The sequence below is a fragment of the Paraclostridium sp. MRS3W1 genome (genome assembly GCF_032465715.1).
Classification (GTDB): domain Bacteria; phylum Bacillota; class Clostridia; order Peptostreptococcales; family Peptostreptococcaceae; genus Paraclostridium; species Paraclostridium dentum.
Genome location: NZ_JAWDJM010000024.1, coordinates 23,641 through 50,041, shown reverse-complemented (window position 1 = coordinate 50,041; position 26,401 = coordinate 23,641). Strand labels below are relative to the sequence as shown.

Below are 26,401 nucleotides of genomic sequence, written 5' to 3'. Positions count from 1 at the left end.
CCTAAGTTTATATAGTTCATATAAGTAAAGTATCCAGCTACTATTAAAACAACTAGGTTTAATATATCTATAAATAAGAACATCCCTGAGAAGTACTCTGCCATAACTTTGTATGCGCCTTCTCTAGCATGTCTAAATATATTATTAGACTCATTAAACTTTTCTAACTCCTCTTTTTCTGTACAGAATGATTTAGTAACTCTCATACCTGCTATGCTATTTTCTAATGTAGCATTTACATCTCCTGTTTTAACTCTAGTGTCCATAAATGCTTTTGACATTCTTTTTCTTTGAGTTACAGCATACAAAATTATAAATGGCAATATCGCAAAAATAATTAATGTAAGAGGTACATTTATTCCTAATAATATTAAGAATGAACCTATTAACATAACTAATGACACAAATAAATCTTCCGGTCCATGATGAGCTAATTCTGAAACTTCCATAAGGTCATTTATGATTCTAGACATTATAACCCCAGATTTATTATCATTAAAATATGAATTAGGAAGTTTTTGTAAATGAGTAAATACATAACTTCTCATATCAGCTTGCATTCTAACACCTACAACGTGTCCCCAGTACTGCATAAAATAATTTAATCCTGCTTTTACTATAAATATTAATAGTAATGTAACTGCAAATACAATTAACATCCTTGAATCCTTATTTGGTACAACTTCATTCATTATATTTCTAGTTATCATCGGATAAACTAGGTCACATAAAGCTACGGCAAATGCAGCTATTAAATCAAGTATGAATAATTTTTTATATGGCTTGTAATATTTTATAAATTCTTTTAACATACCATCCCTCCTTGTCTATACTATTATATACCCAATTTGAGTATATGTAATTAAAAAAAGTAATATTAATAGAAATTTAAAAGTTGTATGAAAACTGCATAGTTTACATACAACTTTTTTATATTATTTATTATCTATCGCTTTATCTACTTCATCTAACATAGTATTTGTAGATATAAATCCACCATCACTTAAGTACCAAGAATGAGTATCTAAGTATACTATGTTGCCATTTTTAGCAGCATTAGTTTTATTTACTAAATCATTATTTAATATCTCTTTAGCTGGCTTTTGATTTTTATCACTTGCTATAACTGATTTATCTATAACAAACATGTAATCAGCATCTTGACTTGATACATACTCAAATGATATATCTTGACCGTGGTCTGCAGATTTTAAATTGCTATCCGTATTTTTAAATCCAAGATTATTATATATCATTCCAAATCTTGAATCAGATCCAAAAGCACTTAAATTCCCATCACTTACCATTAATGTTGTTGCTTTGTACCCATTTTTAGTAACTTCTTCATTTATATCTTCTATTTTTTCATTTATTTTCTTTAATTCTGAATCTACTTGGTCTTCTTTATTGAATATGTCTCCTAATACTTTCATGTTATGTGTAAAAGATTCCATATATTTTCCATCTTCTTTAGCTAAAGATATCGTTGGAGCTATTTCACTTAGCTTATCATAGAAACTATGTTGTCTTCCATTTATTATTATTAAGTCTGGCTTAAGTTCATTTATTTTTTCTAAATCTGGTTCTTTAAGTCCTCCTACATTTGCATATTCACTAGATTCATATTGACTTAAATAAGGTGGCATAGATGAACTTTGAGCCGTTCCTACTACACCTTCTACCCCTAAAGTTTTTATAGCATCTAATGCTGCATAGTCAAATACTACTACCTTTTTAGGATTTTCTTTTACCTCTGTTGTTCCAAGTGCATGTTCAATTTTTATAACATGACTGTTTTGTTCGCTAGTTTTATCATTTTTCTTAGATCCAAACAATAATGTTCCTCCTATTAAACCAACTATAACAATTCCTGATATTAACGCCACTTTTTTGTTCATTTTTCTTTTCTCCTTTTTTATAATGATTATCTTTATCAATTAATATTTAAATTTTTTTAGAAATAAACACAAATCTTATCTCCGTTTATTTCTCTAATATCAAATTCCATATCATATATACCTTCTAAAACTTCTTTATTGATTATATCTTGTGTTTTCCCGTGATTAGCAATTTTACCATCTTTCAATGCTACTATATAGTCAGAATAACAAGATGTGTAATTTATGTCATGCATAACTAATACAACAGTTTTTCCTAATTCATCACATAAGTTTCTAAGAACTTTCATCATTTCAACAGAATGTTTCATATCTAAGTTATTAAGTGGTTCATCTAGAAATACATATTCAGTGTTTTGTGCTATTACCATCGCTATGTAAGCCCTTTGTCTTTGACCTCCACTTAATTCATCTAAATATTTATTTTGAATATCTTTTAATTTCATAAAATCTATAGCTTCATCTATATATTTTTCATCTTCTTTTGTTAATCTGCCTTCGCTATGAGGATATCTTCCAAAGCTAACTAGCTCTCTAATTGTAAGTTTTAAATTTATATTATTTGATTGTTTTAATATAGCTATTTTTTTAGACAACTCTTTGTTATCCCACTCTTCTAATCTCTTGCCATCTATTAGAACTTCTCCGTTATCCTTTTTCATTAGCCTAGTTATCATCGATAAAACTGTACTCTTTCCAGCTCCATTTGGCCCTATAAATGAAGTTATCTTGCCTTTTTCTATATTTATAGATACTTTATCAACAACATTTTTATTTGAATATTTTTTTATTAAGTTCTCTACTTGTATCATTGATTTTTACTCTCCTTTAATAACAAGTATATAAAGTATAATCCACCTATAAAGTTTATAATTACACTTATAGTAGTTGTAAATGTGAATACTCTTTCCACTAAAAACTGACCTACTACTAAAGTTGATATACTTATTAGAATTGATGCACTTATCAAGTATGTGTGCTTGTATGTTTTAAATAACTGCTTTGCTACATTTACAACCAAAAGTCCTAAAAATGTTATAGGTCCAACTAAAGCAGTTGATATTGAAACTAACATAGCCACAACTATTATTAATTTTTTTACAGCTTTATCATAATTTACACCTAAATTTATTGCATGATCTTTTCCCAAAGATATTACATCTAACATTTTAAGTTCATCATATATAAATGGTATAATAGCTATAATCATTATTACTGACATCATCAAGATTTCTGTATTTACATTACTAAAACTAGCATATAAACTATTTTGAAGTGCAGCATATTCATTTGGATCTATCACTACTTGCATAAATGTAGACATACTTTTAAATAATGTTCCAAATATCATACCAACAAGTAGTAAGAAAAACACATTATTGTTAGATCTTTCAAACAGTTTTTTGTAAAGAACAAAAGATGCTAAAATCATTAATGATGATGATAGTAAAAAGTTAGAACTTTTGTTAGTTATAAATGAGCTTTCCACTCCTAATAAAAATACTATTACCGTTTGAATTAAAACATATAATGAGTCTAATCCTAGTACACTTGGCGTTAGTATATTATTATTTGTTATAGTTTGAAATATGATTGATGAAAAAGCTATACATCCCCCAGTTATAACAATTGCTATAAGTTTAGGTATCCTTTGGCTCATAGCATAATCTATGTGATCAAAATTAACTCCTACAGTTAAAAATAATGCTGAAAAAATTACAATTAGAGCCCCTACTATGTATAGTTTACTTTTTAAGTTTATTTTTATATTTATCTCTTTTTCTAAAGCGCTAAGCTGTTGCATGATTTCCCCTCCTTAAAATCATAAAAAGGAATATTATACTTCCAATAGCTCCAACCGTAAGCCCTATCGGAATTTCATATGGATATATGACAGTCCTTGAAAATATATCACATACTAAAACAAATATTGCTCCAAATAATCCAGTATGCCATATGCTATCCTTTAAGTTATCACCTTTGTACATAGATACTATATTTGGTACTATCAATCCTATAAAAGGTATACTTCCCGCTGTTATAACTACACAAACTGTTACAATTGCAACTATCATAAGACCTAAGTTAACAACTTTATTGTAATTAAGACCTAAATTAGTAGCAAAGTCTTCACCCATTCCTGCTATTGTAAATTTATTTGCATATATGTAAGCCATTATTATGCATGGTATTGTTATGTATAGCATTTCATAATTTCCTTTTATTATCATAGAAAAGTTGCCTTGCATCCAAGCAGTTATATCTTGCATAAGATTGTATTTATACGCTATAAAAGTTGTTGCAGAACCTATAATATTTCCAAACATTATACCTATCAATGGAACAAATACGGCATTTTTAAACTTTAAACTTTTTAAAATCTTCATAAAAATAAAAGTTCCTGCAAGTGCAAAAGCAAATGATGCTATCATTTTTCCAGCTAAGCCTGTGCTTGGTATAATCAACATTGCAAATACCAATCCCAATTGAGCTGAATCAATTGTTGCACCCGTTGTAGGTGAAACAAATTTATTTCGACTTACCTGTTGCATTATTAATCCGCATATACTCATCCCTAATCCTGCCAACAGTATACTCACAAGTCTAGGAACTCTGCTTATAAAAAATATATCTACTTTTTCTTTATTGTAACTTACAATATCCATTAAAGTTATATCGTTAACTCCTATAAACAAAGATGTTATTGACAATAATATTAATACAATTAATAAGTATCTTTTTTTCATTAGTTTACTCTCTCTTTCTGAAACCAGTTAATTATTGATAATAGTTTTCATTACTTGTTTTATATTTTACTGATAATAGTTATCACTGTCAATATTATTTTTAAAATTTATTTATAATTTTAAATTTTTTTAAAATTCATTTAGCAATTTCACATAAAAAAAGAAGCTATAACTAAGTTACAGCTTCTTTTTTTATAAACTCATCATAAAATTTATTAAGTTCTCTCATTGATTTTTCAATTATAGTTTTACTAGTGGCTATGTTTATACGTATATATCCATTTTCGCTATCAACAAACCTTGTTCCACTTTCTAGTAACACGCCACTTTCTTTAGCAAGCTTTTCAACAAACTCCAAACTATCATTAACTTTATTCAATTTAACCCAAACTAAATATCCAGACTCTGGAGTCATTACTTCTATTCCTTCGTTGTCTAATAAACTCTCTACAATTTTTAAGTTTTCTTTTATGTTTTCTCTCAATGAATCTACCCAATTATGTCCATTTTCATAACAAGCTACTAAAAATTCATATCCCACTCTGTTTATTTCTAATTTATTTTTAATAAATGTATTTTTTATTTTATCATTAAGTATTTTATTTTTTATTAGTAAATATGAACCACATACTCCAGCTAAATTAAAAGTCTTGTTTGGAGATGAACTGATTATTATATTTTCATAATCTTTTTCAAAATTTATTAAAGAAATAAATTTTTTATCATTTAATATCAAGTCGCTATGAACTTCATCTGATAATAAAAAAACATTATATTTTTTGCATATATATACTAACTTATTTAGTTCATCATAATCCCATACCCTTCCAGATGGATTATGTGGATTACACATTAATACACACTTTATGTCATTCTTAATTATATTGGATTCAAGTTCATCAAAGTCAATATAGTATCTGTTTTTTATATTTTTTAATGGTTGTTTAATAAGATTTAGTTCATTGTTTTCCACTATATCTCTAAACGGTCCATACACTGGAGTAAAAATCAAAACACTATCATTTTTATTTAGTAAAGTTTTAACTACTAAATTCATAGATGCCAAAGTCCCTATTCCAGGTAATATTATATTTCTATCAATCTCTATATCATTTATTTTTTTATACCAATTAACTATAGATTCATTAAATTTTTCTAAAACATCAAAATATCCAAAATCACATTTTTGTATAAATTCCATAAAATTATTAGTTATTTCAATTGGCAATTTATAGTCCATATCAGCTATAAATAGTGGATAAAATGGAGTTTTAAATCCAGGAAACCTTCTATTTATATAATCCTCATTCCACTTTTTAGATCCATTTTCTTTTCTACATAATATATCTTCAAAATCATACATGGCTATACCTTCTTCTTGTATTTTTCTATAAACCTTTTTATAAGCATATCCATAGCTATATGAAAGTTAAGTCTTGTATCAATGTCCGTGTCAGAATCTTGAGTACACCCTGTGTAAATTTTATATTTACACATTCTTTCAAAAGTAGAACCTCTTGTTTCCGTTATCAATACAACATCTATTCCTTTCAAATTAGCTTCTACCAAAACTTCAAGTAACTCAGGTGTTTCTCCACTTCTTGAAAGTATTATAACTAAATCGTCTTCTTTTTTTAATATGCGGCTTGATAGTCTCATAAATCTTGAGTCATCGTGCTGTTCAGCTGGAATACCTAAAAGCTGTAACTTTATTTGAAAAATCTTTCCTAGATAATTGCTCATTCCCATACCGTAAATATTAATTTTTTTGCAGCTATTCATTTTGTCAATTATCTCATCACTTATAGATTCTGATACTAAACTATATGTATCTATCATAAGGTTTACAAAATCATTATTCAAAACAGTATTTTCATTTGAACTTTTTTCATTTCTTTTAAAATAATCATCTTTAAATTGGATAAAACTATCATATCCTAATTTTTCTGATAGTCTATGTACACTTGTATTACTAACTGAAAACTCATTTGCAATGTTCGCTATAGTAAATTTTTTATAAGTAAATTTACTTTTATTTTCTAATAAATCATGTAATAAGTCTTTTTCTAATTTGCTTAAATTTCTAGCATTTAGTGAAATCTTTTTATTTAAATTCATGTTATAAAGCCCACTCATCATCTTCAGAAACTGATTCTGAATTATTTTCTTCAACTTCTATTTCTTCTTTCCTATATTGATTATCTAGTGCTTTTACAAATGGTAAGTATATTAAAGTAGATGCAACTATAGCTATCAATTGAATCAATGCTCCTTGCCATCCACTAACTAATAACCCACTTATTATAGGTGGTGTCGTCCAAGGTGCTATAACTCCATTAAACGGTAGCATGAATTGTAATTTCATAGCTAAGTAAGCTATCAATACTGATACTATAGGTGCTAAAGTAACCGGTACTAACATTAATGGATTTAATATAATCGGAGTACCAAATATAAGTGGCTCATTTATATTAAATAAAGATGGAACTGCCCCTAATTTTGACATCATTTTTAATCTTTGAGATCTTGCAACTATAAGCATAGCAACTACTAGTCCTATAGTCATACCTGCTCCGCCTATTGTAGCAAATTGATCTATCATTTGTATTGTTCCTACATTTGCATTTTCAAATGTAAGATGTCCAGCTTTAAATAGTTCTAAATTCTCTATAGCATTAGCATTTAATAAAGGATTAACTATTGAGTTAACTACAGTAGGATGTATTCCAAACCACCATAATAATCCATTTAATCCTGCCACTACAGTTATAGCTTCTACTGATGAAGTTAACCCTTGTAATGGAACTTGTAATACAGTGTATATAAAGTCATGCATTGTAGTTCCCATAAATAAGAATATTCCATTTAATATTAATGAAATTAAAACTACTATAGTCCCTGGTACTAAAGCTGTAAATGACTTACTTACCATTTCTGGTACATTACTTGGAAGCTTAATCACTATTTTCTTATCAATTGCAAATCTATAAATTTCTGTAGATAATATACTCATTATAATTGCAGTTATAACGCCTCTAGCACCTAACCAAACCATAGGAATAACTTTATTCACAAATTCTCCGGCATCTGTTGTCATAGATTTAGGAGTTACTATCATATAAGCTACTAAAGATATTATCATTACAGATAAACTATCTAACTTATAATCTTCAGCCAGTTTATATGATAATGTTCCTGCTAGCATTACTCCCATCAAATCAAATGTAGCTCTATAACCTGGCTCTAAATAAGCTCCCCAGTTTGCTCCAAATATATTAGCCATAAATTCTGCATATCCACTTACAGGAAAATCTGCTATTAATAAAAATATAGATCCTATTATTGTAAGAGGCATTATAGCAAAGAACCCTGAACGTAATGCTTTTATATAACGTAAATTTGAAAATTTAGCTACTTTTGGTACCATTTTTTCTTCTATAAATTGTGTTACTTTTTCCATGGTTATATCCTCCTGTCGAATTTTGTTAACGTTTTCTTTAAATTTATTTTACTGGAATTTTTTCTAATTGTACATTTCTTTTTTCGGAATATTTTCCATAAATTTTAGATATAATTTTATACATAAAAAAGGTACTAAATTTCTTTAGTACCTCTTATATATGCATAGTATTTCTAAATTCTTTTATATTGCTTCTACTAACTGGAATTTCTTTTTTTATATCATTTAACTTCAGTATGTATGTACTATTAAACCACGGTATAATTTCTTTTATTTTATTTATATTAACAATATAAGATCTATGTGTTTTAAAAAACTGATTACTTGGTAAACTTTTGAAAAACTCAGAAATAGAGCTTTTAACTATATATTCATTTTCTTTTGTATAAACTATTGTTTCTCTTTCGTTTGCTTCGCAGTAATATATATCATCAAATTTTAAAACTATAATTTTATCATTTTTCCACATCGTTATTGTATCTTGCACATCGCTTTTTTCTTCTAAATTTTGTTCTCTTTTTAAAACCTTTTCATTTTCTTCACAGTCTTTTAGTTTATTTAATGTATTTATTATTCTCTGATCCGAATAAGGCTTTAACACATAATCAAATGCTTCTAATTCAAATGCCTCCACTGCATGCTCTTTATAAGCTGTTATAAATACAATTTTAGGCTTGTACTTAAATTTATTTATAGTTTTAGCTAGCAATATACCATCTAACATAGGTATGTTTATATCTAAAAATATAACATCTATGCTATTTTCTTGTATAAACTTTAAAACATCTATTCCATTATCAAATTCACTTACAATTTCAATATTACTATGATTTTTAATAAAATATTTTAGTTCTTCTCTTGCTGGAAATTCATCTTCTACGATAATACACTTCATTAGTAAATCCTCCTATATTGAAAATTCTATTTTTGTACCTGGATTTAGTCTTTTTATACTTAAGCCTTTACCATACATAAGTTTCATTCTTAAATGTACATTATAAAGTCCAATTTTATTTTCTGGCATATTTCCATTTTTAACTTTTTTTATTATATCTTTATCTATAGTTACTCCATCGTTTTCTACACTTATATATATTTTATTAGTTTTATTTTTAACACTAATTTTAACAGTTCCATGACCTCCATTAGCTCTTATTCCATGTATAATTGCATTTTCAACTAATGGTTGAATTATTAAACTCGGTATTTTTATATTAACATCTTCATCTATATCATAAATTACATTTAACTTATCTCCAAATCTTGCTTTTTCAATTTCAACATATGCTTTCACTTGCTCTAACTCTTTTTTTATATCTATAGTTGTGTCACTAAACTCTAAATTATATCTTAGAAAAGTAGCTAAATTTATAATTAAATTTCTAGCTATATCTGGATTTATTCGTATAAATGAAGTTATTGTATTTAATGCATTAAATAAAAAATGTGGGTTTATTTGAGTTTGTAATGCCTTTATTTCAGCTTTATTTGCGGCCTCTTTCATTTGCTCAACCTTAGATATTTCCATCAATGTAGATATCATTTGAGATAATCCAATAGCTAATGCTTGTCTAGATTCTGTTATTTCACGTTGCTTTGAGTAGTATATTTTTAATGTTCCTACAGTTTCATCATTTTCTTTCAAGGGAATTATCATAGCTGTTTTTAAAGGAGTTTTTTTATCAACTAAATATTCTTCTTGTTCTTCTTTTATATATATAATTTCACCTTTAATAATACATTCTTTAGTTATATTGCTTAAAGTCTTATTGTTATTTTTAAAATAATCTTCTCCTATTCCAACATAAGATAATACAACCTTCCTATCTGTAATCGATACAGCATCAGCATCTATATCATTTTTTATTATTTCACAAACTTTATTTAATGAGTTTTTATTCATATTCCTAAAGTATGGAAGTGTTTTGTTTGCTATATCAAGTGATAACTTTGCTTGTTGAGCTGCAATTTCTTCTTTTTCTCTTCTTAAACTCTGTAAAATAGATATTAAAAAACCTATTCCAACTTGCCCTATCATCATAGGTATATATATGTGCCTTACAATAGACACTGCTATATCATAAGGTCTTGATAATATTAAAATAATTTCCATACTCATGCTTTCAACAAACATTCCGCATATTATTCCAACCACCCATTTTTTATCACTATCTACTCTATTGCATAAATATCCTGATAAAACACCTGCCAACACACTCGTTAAAAAGCAAGGTATTGCTGTTATCCCATTTATATCAATTAAAAATCTATGAACTCCTGCAATAATGCCTGCTGTAACCCCTACTATAGGTCCAAACAACATTCCTCCTGAAACTATCGCAATATTTCGTACATTTGCCATAGAGCCATCCACATCTATTCCAAGGTACGTTCCTACAATAGCAAGAAAGCTAAATACACCTGAAATTATAATTAAATTTCTTTTATTATTTTGCTCACTTTTTAATATATTCTTTAAGATTTTAATTTTACTCATTAAAATTAAAATCACTATTAGAAAACTAGTTTTCTCTAGTAAATTAAGTACGATTCCTTCTCCTGCCATAAAAACCTCTCTCAATAAAATTTCATACATACTAATTATATAATAGGAATTAAAAAGAGTATATATTCACATTTATTAACTTATATTTTAAACACATTTTTAATTACAATTTCGTAACCGTAAGTAACAACGGTGTAACTGTTATCTATATTTTTTCTATGGTAATATTTAAATATAGAAAGACATAAGCAATTATACTTAAATAAATATTATATAAAGAAAAGGGGTTTTACATATGAAAAAATCAATCTTAGTTTTATCAATATTAGTTGGAGGACTATTTTTAGTAAATCCTACTCATGAAATAACTTTTGCTCAAGAAAATAATAATCAAGCAACTGTTCAAAAACAACATACATTAACTCAAGCTGATGCACAACAGCTTTTAATAAATAATAATGACAAAGTAAATTACATATTCCAAGGAACTTCAGATAATTTTAAAGCTTTACAAGATAAAGGTTTAAGAGGATACGTATTCTTACCAGATGTGGAATCTGATATGGGATATTTCGTTGACCAAGATACTAGTCATATTTACTATTTCCACCCAAGTGGATATTTAGAGTTAATAAAATAGACACTCAAAAACAGGCTCATTCTATTAAATAGAATGAGCCTGTTTTTTACATTACATCTTTAATTACTCTAAGTGCATTTTTATAAAAAATCTTTTCTATCTCATCAACTTTAAAACCTTCTTTTTCTAACTGTATTGCAAGCTTATTCATTTCACTTGAATTTTTAATTTCAACAGGAGACTCTATTCCATCAAAATCTGAACCAAGTGCTATTACATCTATTCCCCCTACATTTCTCATATGTTTTATATGTCTTACCATATCACGTATCATAGTCATAGGAGTTTCACCTATAAATGCACTACAGAAGTTTATTCCAGTTACACCTCCTGCATTTGCTAATATCTTAATCATTTCATCAGTTAAGTTTCTACTATGTTTAGTCATTTCTCTTGAATTTGAGTGAGTTGCAATAAATGGTTTTTTAGATATCTTTGCTACATCATAAAAACCTGCATCAGATAAATGTGATACATCTACAATCATCCCTAAATCATTCATATTTTCAACAACTTCAATTCCAAATGGTTTTAGTCCCTTAGTTGCATTTTCTGGCTTTATATGTGGGTACCCAATTTCATTCTCATGGTTCCATGTTAATGTAATCATTCTAACTCCAAGATCATAGAATTTTTTCAAATTTTTTATATCGCCCTCTAGAACAGCACCTTCCTCTATTGCTAAAAGTGCGCTAATTTTACCTTCTTTTTCATTTTTTATTATTTCTGTATAGTTAGTAGCTAAGCCTATAAATTCATTATTTAATTTTATCTCTTCATGGAATTTATTTGCCATATTCATGCAGTGCTTATATGCATTTTTATGTTCATCAATATCAACATATAATGCAAATGTCTGAGCCAAACAGTTACCTTCTTTTAGTTTTTTTATATCTATGCAGTGTTCATTTTGACTTAAATTACTTCCACCTTTTCCTAACATTAATAAATCTATCGTATCGCAATGTAAATCTATAAATTTCACTTAAAATACCCCCAAATATTATTTTATTCATATACTAATATTATAGGTTTAGTTCCTTTAAATATCTATAATAAATATAAATGTCAATGATTGATGTTTTTAATCTTATTTTCTTTTAATATTATAGTTGCTATATATAGGAGCTTTAGCTATATTTAAAGTATAAGATAAATAATTTTTTAACAAATTATAATATAAAAATAGGAGGATTTATATGTTATTTGAATGTTTCTATTATCCAATACTAGGCAATAGTGGTAATTTAATAAAATCTTATGATAAGTTAAATGAGTTTAAATTTGGTGATATAGTTCCAACCAAGACTATTTATTACAATTATGGTAATGATTTTATAATATATCAAGGAGAAAGTTTTTTTAAAGTTAAAGATAAAATTTTAGTTGGTCCCATTGATTTTGAAGATATTTCATTTCCTAATACCATAGTTTTTAATAATGGAACGCAGCTTACTGTATCATCAGATAAAGAATTAAAGTCAATTAAATTAATTTCGCAAGGAGAATTTAAACTTGAAAAAGAACTCGGAGATTTATTCTTCTTATATAATTATTTTGTAAAAGAAATAAAATTAGCTCAGTATGATGTATTATCTATTCTCACTAATAGCTCTAAAAACTGTTCATTTGTTAACAATGAACTCGATATAAATACAGAAAATCTAATAAACAATTTAGATATAATAAAATCTAAAATATATAATTTATTAAGCTCTAATCATGATATCAAAAACTCTTATCTAAACTATATTAATTTCAAAGAAAATGAAAATCTATTTAATCTTTCTATATACAAATTTTTCAAAAAAGAATCTAAAGAATATAAAAATTATTTAAAGCAAGCTTCAAATCCTCGTCATAATAATAAAGATCCAAAAATTAAATTAGAAAAAATGTTAGAATCATGTAAAAATAACTATAGACTAACATCTTAAGTCTTAAAATAAAAAAGCTATGATAGAACTTATTTTCAAATAGCTAAGTTCTATCATAGCTTAATTTTTTAAATATTTTTAGCTTTTTGTATAAGTTTATTGTAAATACTTATCATATGCTCCTCATTTACATTGTCCTCAATTTCATCTATTGGTATCCATCTTACTCCACTATTTTCATCTTCCTTAATAAAAAGCTCTTCATTTTCATCAGCTTCTAAAATATAAGCTACGGATAAATGCAAATGTGCTGATACAAAATTTCCTCTCTTTATATGAGAATTAACTGTTAAAATTTCTATCGAACAAATTTCATCAGTTATCGGTTTAACACTTTTAATTCCAGTTTCTTCTTTAGCCTCTTTTATAGCTACATTTAATAAATCACTATCTCCATCTGCATGACCACCTGTCCATCCCCATGAGTTGTATATATTGTGATGTATCATAAGTACTTTATCTCTATTTTTATTAATAATAAACCCTGAACTTGTTATATGACAAATCTTATTATCTCTAGTTAATATATCGTCGTACTTTTCTATACACTCTAATATTAATTCTCTATCATTTTTTTCCTGTTCATTTATAGGTTTATAGTTTTTTATTTGCTCTATATATTCCATCGTATCCTCCCAAGTTTTTATTATATATACCATTATAATATAAATGAAAAAAATTCGCTCCACTCATTTCCCCAACGACTTCGTCCGTTGCTCAAAGGCTTTTTTACGCTCAAAACATATAATTTTGATATATATAAGTTTAATGGGTTATTTGAAGATTTTTAGCAATCATAATTTATTTAAGCGTAAAAAAGCTGTCTCAAATGAAACAGCCCTTTACTTCTAATAATTTATCATTATAATTCCAAATGAAGCAGCTAGTACTAATACATCAGCTATTGCAAGCAATGTGTATAATTTACTTTGTTTTTTCTTCACACTTCTTATACTTCCAGATATATTCATAATTAGGTACCCCCTCTAATCTATTAATAGTATATATTATGATAATTAACAATTTATGACATTCTAATTCAATATTTATTTTAAATTTAGTAATATTATCTCTGGAACAACCGCTAAATCCTCAGCATTAAAATAATAGCTTATATTAGAGTCAAATAATATATTTCCAGATGGCTCTAACTCCTCATCGCCTTCCCATAACACAAATACAACATAAGTATCATTTATAAATCTTACCTTATATGAAATATCCCCTATTTCTAATTTTTCAGCCCCTATGTTTTCCATATGTAATTTAAATCTTTCTATTTCCTTACCATAACTATCAATTAATTTCTTAATAGTTCTTGATTTAAAATTTGGATAATAAACATATCCACCTTCAATTTCTTTGTAAGTTAAGTATTTTTTAGTTTCTTTTATTCCCTTTGCATTAGTTAAAAACCTTAATATTAATATATTTGTAGCTGTGTCAGTTATAATTTCATTAGATTCTGTTAAGATTTTTCCAGATGGATATTGTACTTTTAAAAATGTGTTTAGGAATTTAATTTTGAAATATTTCTCATCATGATTGTATGTAGAATTTGACATTTGTAATATTTGATCAATATTGGATTGTTGAAAGTTTTTTATTGTATGTTTTAAAACAAGTTCATAATTACCTTCATTTAATTTATTGCTCATTACATCACCTATTTATTTTATTTTTTCTTACTTTATATTATATTTCTACAAGTTAACATATATTCCCTTTTTATTGTTAAATAAACTTTATTTTCTAACCATTATATATATTAATAATTTTAAAACAAAAAAGCTACAGATTAATCTGTAGCTTTTTTTCTCTATATTTTATTTATTTACGTTTTACTTTTTTATTTATCATTTTAAATATTAATTTAACTTCATCTACTCTTAATACAATTATTGAAACTGCATATACTATAGCACCTAATCCTACAGATATAGCTAATTTAATTGCATCTTGTATAAATCCAGCACTTAAAAATGCATCTATAGCATTATACGTAAATTTAGTTACAAGCGCCATTAAAAGTGCAGCTATTATGGACTTTATAAGAACTGAGATAATTTTCTTACCACCGAACGCACCTATTTTTCTTCTTAAACTTACAGATAATAAGGCTATAGTTACTAAAGAAGAAATACTTGTAGCAAATGCAAGTCCACCTAATCCCATATTAGTGTATTTTACAAAAGCTAAGTTTAATACAATATTTAATACCATTGCAATAATACCATTTATCATTGGTGTTTTAGTATCTTGTAATGAATAGAATATTTTTCCTAAAATATCTCTTAGTCCAAATCCTAACATACCAATTGAATAGAATATAAGTGCTATAGCTGTCATTTGTGTAGCTCTAGCATCAAACTCGCCTCTTTGGAATAATAATTTAACTATAGGCTCAGCAAGTATTATAGCGCCTACAGAAATAGGTATTATTATTAATGTAACTACGTTTATAGCTGTTACTATTGATTCTTTAAATTTCTTCTTATTATTCTCTGTAGATAATTTAGAAAGCATTGGGTATATAACCGAAGATATAGAGACTATAAACATACCCATTACAAACTGATTTAATTTTGTTGCATAATTAAGCGCAGAAATACTTCCTTCTACCAATGTAGAAGCTATTGTTCTATCTACTATACTATTAACTTGAGTTACCGCTACACCTATTAAAACAGGTCCTATTAGCCATAACATTCTCTTTAAGTATTCATCTTTTAAATTTATATATGGTCTGTACTTAAATCCTTTTTTACGAGCAAATGGATATTGGAATATAAATTGTAAAGATAATCCAATTAAAGTACCCCAAGGTAATAAGTTTGGATTAATTGTTACACTTAAAAATATAGAAATTATAATAAGCATATTATATGGTACAGACATAAGCCCTGGTATTACAAAGTTTTCTTTAACTTGTAAAAATGCCATCATTATGTAACTCATTCCTAAAAATGCCATTCCAAGAATTAGTACTCTTGTAAAATATATAGCTTGAGTTAATGTTTCTCCTTTAAATCCAACCGCAAACAACTTAACAATTGGTTCTGTAAAAACAACTCCTACTAAAGAAGTTATTAAACATAACAAAACAACTATATTAAGTACGTTATTCGAAAATCTAAGTGAAGCTTTTTTTCCTTGTTTAGCCTCTAAGTCACAATATAGAGGTATAAATGCAGTCCCTAAAGATGTTCCTATTGCCGAGAATATAACTGCAGGTATATTCATAGCTACTAAGAATGCATCACTAGTACCTGATGCTCCATACGCTGATGCTAGTGCTAGTTCACGACCAAATCCTAGTATCTTGGCTATTAATGTTGCAGCCATTAAACCGACAGCTGCTTTTGCTACTTTTGACATAAAACTTCGTCTCCTCTGAATCTTAAGTTTAATTTAATTATTTCCTTAACTAGTCTATTTTATATATTATATATTTATTTTTATATTTTGCAAATTTGTTTTTTTATATAAATGTGTTAAAATTTTTATATGGCATTATAATATGCCAAATTTTGACTTTATTCAAGGAGGTTCCCATGAATTTTAAAACTACATATCATTGTCTAGTTTTAAGACTAGAAAACTGCACTGATGATTTACTTTTCAACATTGCTACAAAAATAAGCAAACATAATTGTGTTGTAAAAACTATTGATGTTGATGAGTATAACAGTGAAAAAACTATATCTTTTGCAAATCAAGATAATAAAGATTTAGTTCTTTATAAAACTGACGATGTTATAAAATTGTACTTTGATAATACTATGAAAAATATAAGTCCTGTATTTGAAATTTATAATGATATAGTTGAATATATGGATTATATCGATGTTTTATAAATAAACCAAGGAGGAAATAAATTTCCTCCTTAATTTTATTTATTATCAAATTTTATTATTTTCTACCTTCTAAGAACTTAACTAAGTTATTTACTGTTGCCATGTCACTTCTTTCTAAATCTGTTGGTTGAAGTGTTATTCCTAATCTTTCTTCAATTTCAAGTAAAACTTCTATTATAGCTAATGAATCTAAAAGTTCTGCTTCAAATAAATTTAAATTTAAATCCTCTCTTATTTCGTCACATCCTAAAACATCTTCAAAAATTCCTATAACTGTCTCTTGCATTTTATATCCTCCTTAAATTAAGCAAAGTAACCTGAGAAAATTAACAATCCAAAACATGCTATATGGAATGTTATAACAATTTGTACAATCTCAAACCACTTATCTTTTTTATGTTGTTTGTAAAACTTTGATTTCTTTTGATACATATCTGTAAGTACAAGCACTACCCCTTGGTATATCCCGTACACAATGTAAAACCATGTTAAGCCATGCCAAAATCCCATAGTTATCATTGTAATCATTTGTGCAACATGCGATGCTGTAGCTCTTTTCTTAAATCTTTTCTTTCTCATAGATGCAATTACAAATCTAGAGAAAATGTAATCCCCAAACCATCTTGAAAGACTTATATGCCATCTTGTCCAGAATTCTTTCATATCCTTACTTAAAAATGGCTTATCGAAGTTATCTGGTGCTTTTATACCAAATATATAACTTGTTCCTACAGCAAATAAACTATATCCTCCAAAGTCAAAGAATAAATATAAGCTATATGCATACATATAACTCATAGCATTTACAAAGTTTATTTCTGAAGGTATTTTTGACATCCAATATGTGTTTACTAAAAATGCTATTACAAATTTATATCCAACACCCATGAATATCTTTTTAATACCTGGTATTAAATAATCATCTATATATTCCTCTTTAGGTATCTTCTTTTCTAAGTCTTTTTCAAATCTTCTTGATCTATCGATCGGCCCAGAACTTAATGTTGGGAAAAACAATACAAAATAAAGCATTGTTGAAATTTTAACTTCTTTAATTGCTCCATCATAAATTTCAATTACCATTTGTATAGTTCTAAAGTTTAGGTATGATATACCTATAAACCCTATTGCTCCAAATGATGTAAGCGGCGAAATTTTATTTATTATAATAGGAGACATAGAAGCTAGCAAAAATAGTCTATAAACCAATTTGCTATCCGTTTTTTTTCTTACATATTCATATCCTTTAACTACTATTATTTCTAACGCCATAAATGCTATTAAAAATGAAAGTCTAACATTTACACCAACTATTAAAAGTATCATGAATGCAGTTGCTATCATACCATAATACTTTATATTTTTTTCTCTTAAACCTAAAATCACTGCTGGTATTGCTGTTAATAGTAATATATAAAGATAAAAATAATCTCCATATTGTGAAAAAGTCATTAATTTTCCTCCATAAGTTTCTTTCTATCTATTTTCCCATTAATATTTGTAGGGAACTCATCTATAATTTTTATAGTTCTAGGTATCATATATGAAGGGATATATTTACCTAATTCTTTTTTTATTACCACTCCATTTTTTATATCACTTAATGAATTACTTTCTTTTAATTCTACAATTCCCTTTAAGTAAGCAATTTTTTCATTTTTATAAACTGGTAAAACTATTGCATTTTTAACATTTTCAACTTTTCTTAAGTTACTCTCTATATCTTCAATTTCTATTCTAAATCCATTTAATTTTATTTGGAAATCTCTTCTTCCACAGTAGTAAATATTTCCACCTAATAGATATCCCATATCCCCTGTTCTGTAAGCTCTATATTTAATTCCATCAATTTCATCATAGAAGAATACTTCATCAGTTTTTTCCTTGTTATTAAAATAACCTTTTGAAACAGAAGGCCCAATTATTATAATTTCACCTTTTTCGCCTTCTTTAACTTCATTTCCATTTTCATCTAATATTTTTATTTTACAGTTTTCCATAGGATACCCAACTGGTAAACTTTTTTCATCATTTATAAGTTCTTCTGACATATCATTTACACTGACACCTACTGTTGCTTCTGTTGGTCCATATCCATTTATAACTCTAGTGTTTGGGAATCTCTCTAATAACTCTTTAGTTAAAGGTTTTGGAAGAGCTTCACCTATGAATATCATAGACTCTAATTTTGGTAACATTTCACTATTAAAACTATTTTCTGTTACACAAACACCTGCAAATGATGGAGTAGAAACCCAAACAGCCATATCTGACTTACCAAATTGATTAAACAATTCTTTGTAATCTGCTAAAACTTTCTTTGATAAAGAAAATAATGTAGCACCATGAACTAATCCTGGATATATAGATGTTACTGAAAGATCAAATGAGTATGCAGCTTGGTTCATTATAACTTTCTCACTTCCATCAATTTTTAAGTATGGACTTATCCAATCAACAAAGCTGTCTAAGTTATTCGAACTTATTTGTACCCCTTTTGGCTTTCCTGTACTTCCTGATGTAAATAAAATGTATGCATTTTCATCTTCTTTTACCCAGTTTTCTTTAGATATTGACTTACCTTCATAAGTTTTTATTATCTCATTAAGTTTTTCTTCATTTACAATATTTAAATCTCCAAAGTTAGTTTCTTCACTAAAATTGAAAACTACCTTTGGTTTAACTTCTTTTGTTACTTCAAATACTCTATCTATTGGGAAGCTTATATCTAACGGTACATAAGCTCTTCCTGATTTTAAAGCCCCTATCATACATGCCATTATCTTATTTTCTTTATTTCCATATATAACTATAGGAGTATCCTCATCTCCATAAATGTCTTTTAAGTATAAAGCAATAGCTTCTGAGTACTTATCTAAATCTTTGTATGAAAGATTTTCGTCATTGCATTTTAATGCTATTCTATCTGTATTTGAATACTTTTTTATACCTTCAATAATTTTCATGTCTAATCCTCCTCATTAAAACTCATTGTATATGAATGGCAATTCTTTAAATGGAGTAAATGTTAATATTAATATTGCTGCAATTATTATTATCGTAAAACAAATACTCATCATTAAGTACTTATTGCTGGTTAAATTCTTTAAATAACTTTTCACAAACATCTACCCAACCTTTCGTTCCAAGATGCATTACATCACGTAAATAATACTTTTCATTTTCTTTTGATCTTAAATCAATAACATCAAAACCATGTTGTTTTGCAAGATTACCTGCTTTATTATAGAATTCATATCTTTCATCTTTTGATATACCCGTTACATTGTAAAACTTATCCATTCCAGGTATAAGCACAATTACAGGTTTTATCCCTAAATCGTTGCACACGTCTAGAGTAAGTTGGTAATCATCAAACTCTTTTGAATCTACAAGGTTCACATCCTTATATTTACCTCTTACTTTATCTAAGTTCTTTCCAAAATTCTTTTTATAGTATATTTTATCTATACATAGATTGTTTTTACCTACTCTTTTTTTAGCATCTACTATAGCTTGGTCCATTTCTTTGTCCCAATTAATAGGCTTCCCAGGTGCTAAAGCTTTTTTATCAGGTAAATTCACTAATCTTTCATATAACATACCTTTTTCTTTAAGTTTTACTGTATCTTCTCTAAACTCGAAATAAGGTGCTAATAGCACTTTTTCAACTTTTGATACAAGTGTATCAGAACTATATAACTTAGCATATACAGCCTCAGACTTGTATTCTTCTGATCCAATTAATAATTTACTTGCTCTATTTGCAAATTTAATCTTATTTTCCTTAGAAATATCTGGGTTGTTTAAAAATGCATAAAATTGAGTTGGCGAAAATCTCGTCTGATAGTGATGAGAAGTAACCCCTTCTTTATCCATAAACCACTGCATTGAAACTAATAAAACAACCTTTTTATCCTTTATACTTGGATCAAAACTACCTAAAATAGTAGTATCTTGTAAGTTCTGAGTATATGCTCTCCCGATCGTAATAACTCCATTTTTACTTCTATTAGTATTGAAATAATAAGTAGGGTGTTGCTTTGTTGAATGCCCTAACTCTGATGATCCTAGCATCATTATATCTTTTTTCTGTAAAAAATAGTTATTAGCAATAACGCCTTTATCTTTTATATTACTTAAAGAATTGTTCATTATTGGTTTTAAATCTTTTTCTTCAAGCATGTAGTCAATTTTAGAATCAAGGAATTTATTTAGTCCGAATAAAAATATACCGCCCACTACTAATGGTATAATGAAATAAATTAATTTTTTCATACTTACTCTCCTCTAAAATGTTCATAATCTATAAATATATTAGTACTTTGCCTAAATATATTCAATAACAATATTGTAATCAAATGTCACACTTTGTCATTATATTCTTTTTTTTATATAAATTCCAGTTAATTTTTTGTGTCATCTCCCATTTTATACCATTTTTTAACTATTTTCTTGCGTTTTTACTCATTTAAGCTAGTTTTGAAAAAATCTTTATCATAAAACATATTTTTAATTTATTTTATAATTTCACTTTTTCATATATTACATTGTAATTTTTCTAAAATTAATAAATTCAACTTATCAATGCACTAGTAAAATTTACTTAATTTAATCATTTATCAATATTTAATCTTACAAATAAGTAAAGGATCATTAATTATTAATGATCCTTTACTTATTTGTAATCGCTTCACTATTTTTAGCTATTTTTTCTGCAGTTATTTTGTCTATTTCTTTCTTTAATTCTTTTAAGTATGGTGAGAATTCCACCTTATCCGAACCGTAAGTAAACTGTAAATCGTATTCTAACGGAATCCAAGTACTGATATCAGCCTCGTTATGTTGAATCACTGCTTCTAAGTTATCTAAGGCTTTGTAAAGCTTTGCTTCCTCTGTTTTACGTTCATTCATTTCAGCTAAAAGTTCTATAAATTCCTCTTTATAATGAGCAGGGAAAGTTTCAACCCATTGTAAAAATATTTCATCCTCTTTTTTGCCATCTTCTTCCTTCTTGTCAAAAGCTGGAATATCACCAGTAAAGGCCTCCCCTAAATCATGAATCAAACACATACGAATTACCTTATCCATATCAATATTTGGAAATTCATCTCTCATTAATAATGCCATTAATGCAATACGCCAGCTATGTTCCGCCACACTCTCATGGCGTCCACTTGATGTCCATGAATGCCTAGTGTTGCATTTTAGTTTTTCTGCTACTGATAATATTTCTAAAAATGTTGATGTGTTCATACGAACCGCCTCCCCCAAGCTTATATTTATAAGTATCTTAATATAAAATATATTTAATATTATATCATAGTTGCTGTTTATAGTCTGAGAACTAAGTTCTATCAATAATTTCTTAATCCATCCTCATTTCAACAACCTTATAAATCAAAGGATTAAATAAAATTATTCCTTTTTAATAAATAATCTATTATCCGCTAAGCTTAGTGATATATATATCTTCTAATTAATACTTCAATAAAATTGGCCTTAAAAAAAGATATTGAATTATTATTCAATATCCTCAGCTTTTAAATGTATTATTTTTCTTCAGATGTTGCTTTTTCCTTGAAACGAATACGATTTGCTAATGTAGGTGGTAGATATCCAACTAACACAGATGCTGCATTTTGGATATAGCCTAAAACTGTTGAGCCTAATGATGCTAATACAACTATAATTGCACCTAAAACTTGAATTCCTGTCATAGTTTCTTTAAAAATTATTATTCCGACTATTGCACCAACAACTACTTCTAAAGCAGATAGTATACTACATGTAGTAGTATCTATATATAAAGTTGATTTAACAAAACATACGTTAGCTACCATTGTACATAATATACCAACTCCAAATAAATCAAATATTAATTTTATATTTCCTGAAGCAATCTTATTTGCTATAAAAGAAAAATCTGTTACAAAAAATAGAGCAATTGCTGCACCTAAAAATCCATATAAAAGCATTGTATCTCTTTCATATTTATCTGCAAAGTATCTAGGAATCATAATTTGTAGTGCAACGCCAAATCCATTTGCAAGTCCTGCTAATATACCAATCATATCCATGCTAGTTCCACTTGCTCCTGTTAAGTTTGCAACTAATATTGCTCCAAAAATACAAATTCCAATTGTAACAACTGTTTGTAAATTTAACTTTTCCTTAAAGACTATCACACCTAAAAGTGCAACCCATATAGGGCTCATAAACATTAATACAGTAGCAACTGCTACAGGTGTTCTTTCTACTGCTACCCCATAAAAAGTAAAACTTGCTGCATAAGCAACAACCCCATAAATAAAACAAATAATAAGTCCCTTAAAATCAATTTTTAAAATAGATGGTTCTTTTATTGATTTTATCAATAAAAAAACTCCTCCTGCTAACAAGCATCGTACAAAGGAAACCTCATATGAAGATAAATTTTCTGCCGAAAGCCCTCTTACAAAAATCCCCATAATTCCCCACATAACTGCTCCTATTATAGCAAGTAATATCCCTTTTCTTTGTGAGTTCATTTAACTATCCCCATTCTATATAATTATAATTCCAAATTATTATAACTTAATTTTTTATAATTTAAAAGCTTTCATTTTTTTCACTGTAAATTTTTTTCATTTTAATGAAAAAATACTAGGTTTATTATATTATATATGAATATTTATTAATTATAGTTTGTTTAAATTTTAAAAAGGAATATACTAAAAGACTTAATCATTCTTAATTTTTCAGTATAATTTTCTTAAATCTATTTCCACAAGTAAACGTATTTTGACAAAAAAATAGGCAAGTATGTATTATTTACATTCTTGCCATTTGCTTATCTATTTCTTTTCTAATTTGTGTATTTAATTATAAAATCTGATAGAACTACTTATTCCATATGCTCAGCTTCACCTAATTTTATAAATATGTATCAATTAAATAATAGCATCTATTTATAGTTTCATTAACCTGATCGTAAAATGACATGCTTTCTTTGTTTGCTATCCATTCTTTTTGTTTTGCCAAAAGTTGCTTATATGTATAATTATTAGAGTTTTCTTTAATAGATTTCCAAGCCTCATTTAAAACATAATCTGCTTTATCGTATGCTACATCAAAATCATTAGTGTGTGATGCTTCGTATAATTTATCATACCATTGTTGTTTTGTTTCTTCACTTACAGACCCATGTAAAGATTCATTTTTAGGCCTAGCATCCACCTTAGGCGAAGTGTTAATTTCTGTAGTTTGCTCCTTAGGTTCTTGTTTATCTTGGTTTTCTTCTTCTTGTTCCTGCTTTAACTCTTTTTTTAACTCTTCTTTTAATTTATTTTTTTCAACTAAAGCTTGAGTTTTATCTTGAGTTTTATCCTCTTCTTTTGATGTCTCTTTACTTCCTGCACACCCTGTGGTTAATAACATACATATCGCTAATGCAAGTATTTTTTTCATAATTATGTCCCCCTTTATGTTTATCTTTTTTCTCAAAACTAAATCAAATAAATTTTTTACACATTTAAAACTTCCTTATTTGTACTATATCTCCTATTTTATACATGAATTTTACCCCTATCGTCGACTTGATTTATTCTCTGAAGTAACATATATAAACATCATGATAATTTATTAGTTTAATATTTGACACAGTTACAAGCATGCTTACCACCAACATCGTTTAAGTCTACTCCATAAGCACTTGCTCCATTTAAAAACTTACAACTAGATGAATTGTGATAATAGCTATTTCCTTTAGCTATATATACAGTTTTCCCACTAGATGAAGATGTTTCATTAGAACTACCCTCATTGCTCGAGCTTGATGGTGGGTTATACTCCACTGGATTTTCCCAACAGTTACACTCAAATTTTCTCATATCTGATGTAAGTTTTACATAAGATGTACTCGCTCCTTCTAAGTACTTACAATTAGATATAGTGTGATAATAACTATTTCCATTTGTTATATATACATACTCTCCTATATGCTCGTTATCGCCTTTATCATAGTTACTACTATTGTTGCTAGATGATGATGTATTTGTATCATTATTACTACTATCATTACTAGATGATAATGTTGTATTTGTATCATTATTGCTACTTAATGAAGATTGTTCATCAGTACTTTGTTCATCTTCTGAATTATCATAAGATTCATAGCTAGTGTAATCTTTTTCTGTTTCATTATCATTACTCTCAGCTAATTCTAAATTTGTATCCTCCAATTGACTAGATGTAGCTGATTCCTCTTTTGAACAACCTATTAACCCTATGCTAAGTACTGCTACTACTAATGTTAAAACTATTTTTCTTAATTTCATGCTTTTACCTTTCTTACTCCGATTTAATTCTATTTCGCTTATTTAAATATAAACATCACAATATATTATACATTTTTGTCCTGTCGATTTTTGTAAAATTTAGTAGTTTGACAATATATCTTTGTAGATTTTTGCTTGCAATAAAAAAATTAAAATCCTATATAATCCCCTTGTATTTTAGGATAATAAAAATCTTCATCATACAAATCTACATTACTATCATATATATCACTATTTCGGTTATAAAGTCATTCAATTACCTACTAATTGCTATTTATAAATTTTGTATATTTTGATATAAAGAGATTAAATTAGCGTGAATCATACGCTTATTCTTTTTATGATACAGCCTTGAAAAAAATAGTCAAAAGATTATAATCTAAGTTATTAACCAAATTGGTCAATAATAGAGGTGATAAATGTGACTGAACTATTTAATAAATTAAATGAAGATAAAACACTTGCTATTATAAATTCTGGCATTGAAGTTTTTAGTATTTATGGATTTCAAAAAGCATCTACAGATTTAATAACTAGTAAAGCAGGGATATCAAAGGGATTACTTTTTTACTATTTTAAAAATAAATTAAGTTATTTCACCTATTTATTTGAGTATTCTCAGAAAATGATATCATCAACTATTGATATAGACATATGTAGAAAAACTGAAGACTTTTTTGAAGTTTTAGAATATATAATTGAACAAAAATATAAACTTCTAGCAAAATATCCTCATATATTAAACTTTATTGTAGTTGCCTATTGCTCAAGTGACGAGAGAGTAATAGCTATAGTAAAAAATAAAGTTACTTCTTATCATAACTTTAATATTTATGAGTATCTAGAGAATATAGATACAAGTAAATTTAAAAATGAAGAAGATATACACAAAGTTATAGAAATGCTATCTCTAATATTAGATGGATATTTACAAAACAAATTAAAAATGAATCAAAATATAGAAATTGATGAAATAATGGAAAAGTACAAACTTTGGACTTCTTTACTTAAAGAAGCTGTGTATAAATAAGGAGGATA

The 26,401-nt window shown here is 27.1% G+C and carries 27 protein-coding genes; 4 read left to right on the top strand and 23 right to left on the bottom strand.

Annotated features, from left to right (window positions below; translation table 11 throughout):
• The 10 genes from RWY47_RS02115 to RWY47_RS02070 all read right to left on the bottom strand — a co-directional run.
• Positions 1–812: ABC transporter ATP-binding protein (locus tag RWY47_RS02115; RefSeq protein WP_316030222.1), on the bottom strand; the 812-nt coding region annotated here is incomplete at its 3' end.
• A 123-nt stretch (positions 813–935) separates the two neighbouring features.
• Positions 936–1,898 carry a siderophore ABC transporter substrate-binding protein gene (locus RWY47_RS02110; protein WP_150842241.1) on the bottom strand — a complete coding sequence of 321 codons (963 nt, stop codon included), beginning with the start codon at positions 1,896–1,898 and terminating at the stop codon, positions 936–938.
• Positions 1,899–1,954: 56 nt separating this feature from the next.
• Positions 1,955–2,710 carry an iron ABC transporter ATP-binding protein gene (locus RWY47_RS02105; protein WP_021428691.1) on the bottom strand — a complete coding sequence of 252 codons (756 nt, stop codon included), beginning with the start codon at positions 2,708–2,710 and terminating at the stop codon, positions 1,955–1,957.
• A complete protein-coding gene (locus RWY47_RS02100) occupies positions 2,707–3,702 on the bottom strand; it encodes an iron chelate uptake ABC transporter family permease subunit (protein WP_224170894.1) in 996 nt (331 codons plus the stop codon). The genes RWY47_RS02105 and RWY47_RS02100 overlap by 4 nt, the downstream gene beginning before the upstream one ends.
• Positions 3,689–4,645, bottom strand: a complete 957-nt coding sequence (locus tag RWY47_RS02095) for an ABC transporter permease (protein ID WP_114542924.1) — start codon at positions 4,643–4,645, stop codon at positions 3,689–3,691. The genes RWY47_RS02100 and RWY47_RS02095 overlap by 14 nt, the downstream gene beginning before the upstream one ends.
• Positions 4,646–4,817: 172 nt before the next feature.
• A complete protein-coding gene (locus tag RWY47_RS02090) occupies positions 4,818–6,008 on the bottom strand; it encodes a MalY/PatB family protein (protein WP_224170893.1) in 1,191 nt (396 codons plus the stop codon).
• Positions 6,009–6,010: 2 nt separating this feature from the next.
• Positions 6,011–6,763 (bottom strand): MurR/RpiR family transcriptional regulator, encoded by a 753-nt coding sequence (locus tag RWY47_RS02085; protein WP_150886177.1) that lies wholly within the window; start codon positions 6,761–6,763, stop codon positions 6,011–6,013.
• A gap of 1 nt (position 6,764) precedes the next feature.
• Positions 6,765–8,105, bottom strand: coding sequence for a PTS sugar transporter subunit IIC (locus tag RWY47_RS02080; protein WP_150842237.1), 1,341 nt, complete (start codon positions 8,103–8,105; stop codon positions 6,765–6,767).
• Between the two features lie 154 nt (positions 8,106–8,259).
• A complete protein-coding gene (locus RWY47_RS02075) occupies positions 8,260–9,000 on the bottom strand; it encodes a LytR/AlgR family response regulator transcription factor (RefSeq protein WP_021428763.1) in 741 nt (246 codons plus the stop codon).
• 12 nt (positions 9,001–9,012) lie between these two features.
• On the bottom strand, positions 9,013–10,671 hold the full coding sequence (locus RWY47_RS02070; RefSeq protein ID WP_150842236.1) for a sensor histidine kinase: 1,659 nt from the start codon (positions 10,669–10,671) through the stop codon (positions 9,013–9,015).
• 235 nt (positions 10,672–10,906) lie between these two features.
• Here RWY47_RS02070 and RWY47_RS02065 point away from each other — a divergent pair, with 235 nt between their 5' ends.
• Positions 10,907–11,251 carry a hypothetical protein gene (locus tag RWY47_RS02065; RefSeq protein ID WP_168932033.1) on the top strand — a complete coding sequence of 115 codons (345 nt, stop codon included), beginning with the start codon at positions 10,907–10,909 and terminating at the stop codon, positions 11,249–11,251.
• A 46-nt stretch (positions 11,252–11,297) separates the two neighbouring features.
• On the opposite strand, the gene RWY47_RS02060 is transcribed toward RWY47_RS02065, so the two are convergent.
• On the bottom strand, positions 11,298–12,236 hold the full coding sequence (locus tag RWY47_RS02060) for a dipeptidase (RefSeq protein ID WP_150842235.1): 939 nt from the start codon (positions 12,234–12,236) through the stop codon (positions 11,298–11,300).
• Between the two features lie 214 nt (positions 12,237–12,450).
• On the opposite strand from RWY47_RS02060, the gene RWY47_RS02055 reads away from it, so the two are divergent.
• Positions 12,451–13,188: a hypothetical protein gene (locus RWY47_RS02055; protein WP_168932036.1), complete on the top strand. Its 738-nt coding sequence runs from the start codon at positions 12,451–12,453 to the stop codon at positions 13,186–13,188.
• A 68-nt stretch (positions 13,189–13,256) separates the two neighbouring features.
• Here RWY47_RS02055 and RWY47_RS02050 read toward each other — a convergent pair whose 3' ends face one another.
• The 4 genes from RWY47_RS02050 to murJ all read right to left on the bottom strand — a co-directional run bounded on the left by RWY47_RS02050 (position 13,257) and on the right by murJ (position 16,566).
• A complete protein-coding gene (locus tag RWY47_RS02050; RefSeq protein WP_150842234.1) occupies positions 13,257–13,814 on the bottom strand; it encodes an NUDIX hydrolase in 558 nt (185 codons plus the stop codon).
• A gap of 222 nt (positions 13,815–14,036) precedes the next feature.
• Positions 14,037–14,159 carry a hypothetical protein gene (locus RWY47_RS02045; RefSeq protein WP_257438867.1) on the bottom strand — a complete coding sequence of 41 codons (123 nt, stop codon included), beginning with the start codon at positions 14,157–14,159 and terminating at the stop codon, positions 14,037–14,039.
• Positions 14,160–14,234: 75 nt separating this feature from the next.
• Positions 14,235–14,846, bottom strand: a complete 612-nt coding sequence (locus tag RWY47_RS02040; protein ID WP_168932042.1) for a DUF3786 domain-containing protein — start codon at positions 14,844–14,846, stop codon at positions 14,235–14,237.
• Positions 14,847–15,018: 172 nt separating this feature from the next.
• Positions 15,019–16,566, bottom strand: coding sequence for a murein biosynthesis integral membrane protein MurJ (gene murJ / locus RWY47_RS02035; protein ID WP_035114198.1), 1,548 nt, complete (start codon positions 16,564–16,566; stop codon positions 15,019–15,021).
• Between the two features lie 176 nt (positions 16,567–16,742).
• Between murJ and RWY47_RS02030 the strand changes: the two genes are divergently transcribed.
• Positions 16,743–17,045, top strand: coding sequence for a hypothetical protein (locus RWY47_RS02030; RefSeq protein WP_142730379.1), 303 nt, complete (start codon positions 16,743–16,745; stop codon positions 17,043–17,045).
• Between the two features lie 55 nt (positions 17,046–17,100).
• On the opposite strand, the gene dltC is transcribed toward RWY47_RS02030, so the two are convergent.
• The 8 genes from dltC to RWY47_RS01990 all read right to left on the bottom strand — a co-directional run bounded on the left by dltC (position 17,101) and on the right by RWY47_RS01990 (position 25,363).
• Entirely contained in the window at positions 17,101–17,331 is a 231-nt protein-coding gene (gene dltC, locus RWY47_RS02025) for a D-alanine--poly(phosphoribitol) ligase subunit 2 (RefSeq protein ID WP_021428708.1), read from the bottom strand.
• 17 nt (positions 17,332–17,348) lie between these two features.
• The gene (gene dltB, locus RWY47_RS02020) at positions 17,349–18,497 is read right to left on the bottom strand and encodes a D-alanyl-lipoteichoic acid biosynthesis protein DltB (RefSeq protein WP_224170892.1); all 1,149 of its coding nucleotides are present in this window, start codon (positions 18,495–18,497) and stop codon (positions 17,349–17,351) included.
• Entirely contained in the window at positions 18,497–20,011 is a 1,515-nt protein-coding gene (locus RWY47_RS02015) for a D-alanine--poly(phosphoribitol) ligase (protein ID WP_224170891.1), read from the bottom strand. The genes dltB and RWY47_RS02015 overlap by 1 nt, the downstream gene beginning before the upstream one ends.
• A 121-nt stretch (positions 20,012–20,132) precedes the next feature.
• Positions 20,133–21,323: a D-alanyl-lipoteichoic acid biosynthesis protein DltD gene (gene dltD, locus RWY47_RS02010; RefSeq protein ID WP_224170890.1), complete on the bottom strand. Its 1,191-nt coding sequence runs from the start codon at positions 21,321–21,323 to the stop codon at positions 20,133–20,135.
• A 396-nt stretch (positions 21,324–21,719) separates the two neighbouring features.
• On the bottom strand, positions 21,720–22,301 hold the full coding sequence (locus tag RWY47_RS02005; RefSeq protein ID WP_224170889.1) for an HD domain-containing protein: 582 nt from the start codon (positions 22,299–22,301) through the stop codon (positions 21,720–21,722).
• A 296-nt stretch (positions 22,302–22,597) separates the two neighbouring features.
• Complete coding sequence (locus RWY47_RS02000) at positions 22,598–23,575, bottom strand: DMT family transporter (RefSeq protein ID WP_224170888.1); 978 nt, start codon at positions 23,573–23,575, stop codon at positions 22,598–22,600.
• A 385-nt stretch (positions 23,576–23,960) separates the two neighbouring features.
• Positions 23,961–24,494, bottom strand: coding sequence for a hypothetical protein (locus RWY47_RS01995; protein ID WP_224170887.1), 534 nt, complete (start codon positions 24,492–24,494; stop codon positions 23,961–23,963).
• Positions 24,495–24,673: 179 nt separating this feature from the next.
• Positions 24,674–25,363 (bottom strand): hypothetical protein, encoded by a 690-nt coding sequence (locus tag RWY47_RS01990; protein WP_224170886.1) that lies wholly within the window; start codon positions 25,361–25,363, stop codon positions 24,674–24,676.
• A gap of 421 nt (positions 25,364–25,784) precedes the next feature.
• Here RWY47_RS01990 and RWY47_RS01985 point away from each other — a divergent pair, with 421 nt between their 5' ends.
• Positions 25,785–26,393, top strand: a complete 609-nt coding sequence (locus RWY47_RS01985; protein ID WP_224170885.1) for a TetR/AcrR family transcriptional regulator — start codon at positions 25,785–25,787, stop codon at positions 26,391–26,393.
• The last annotated feature ends 8 nt before the right edge of the window (positions 26,394–26,401 follow it).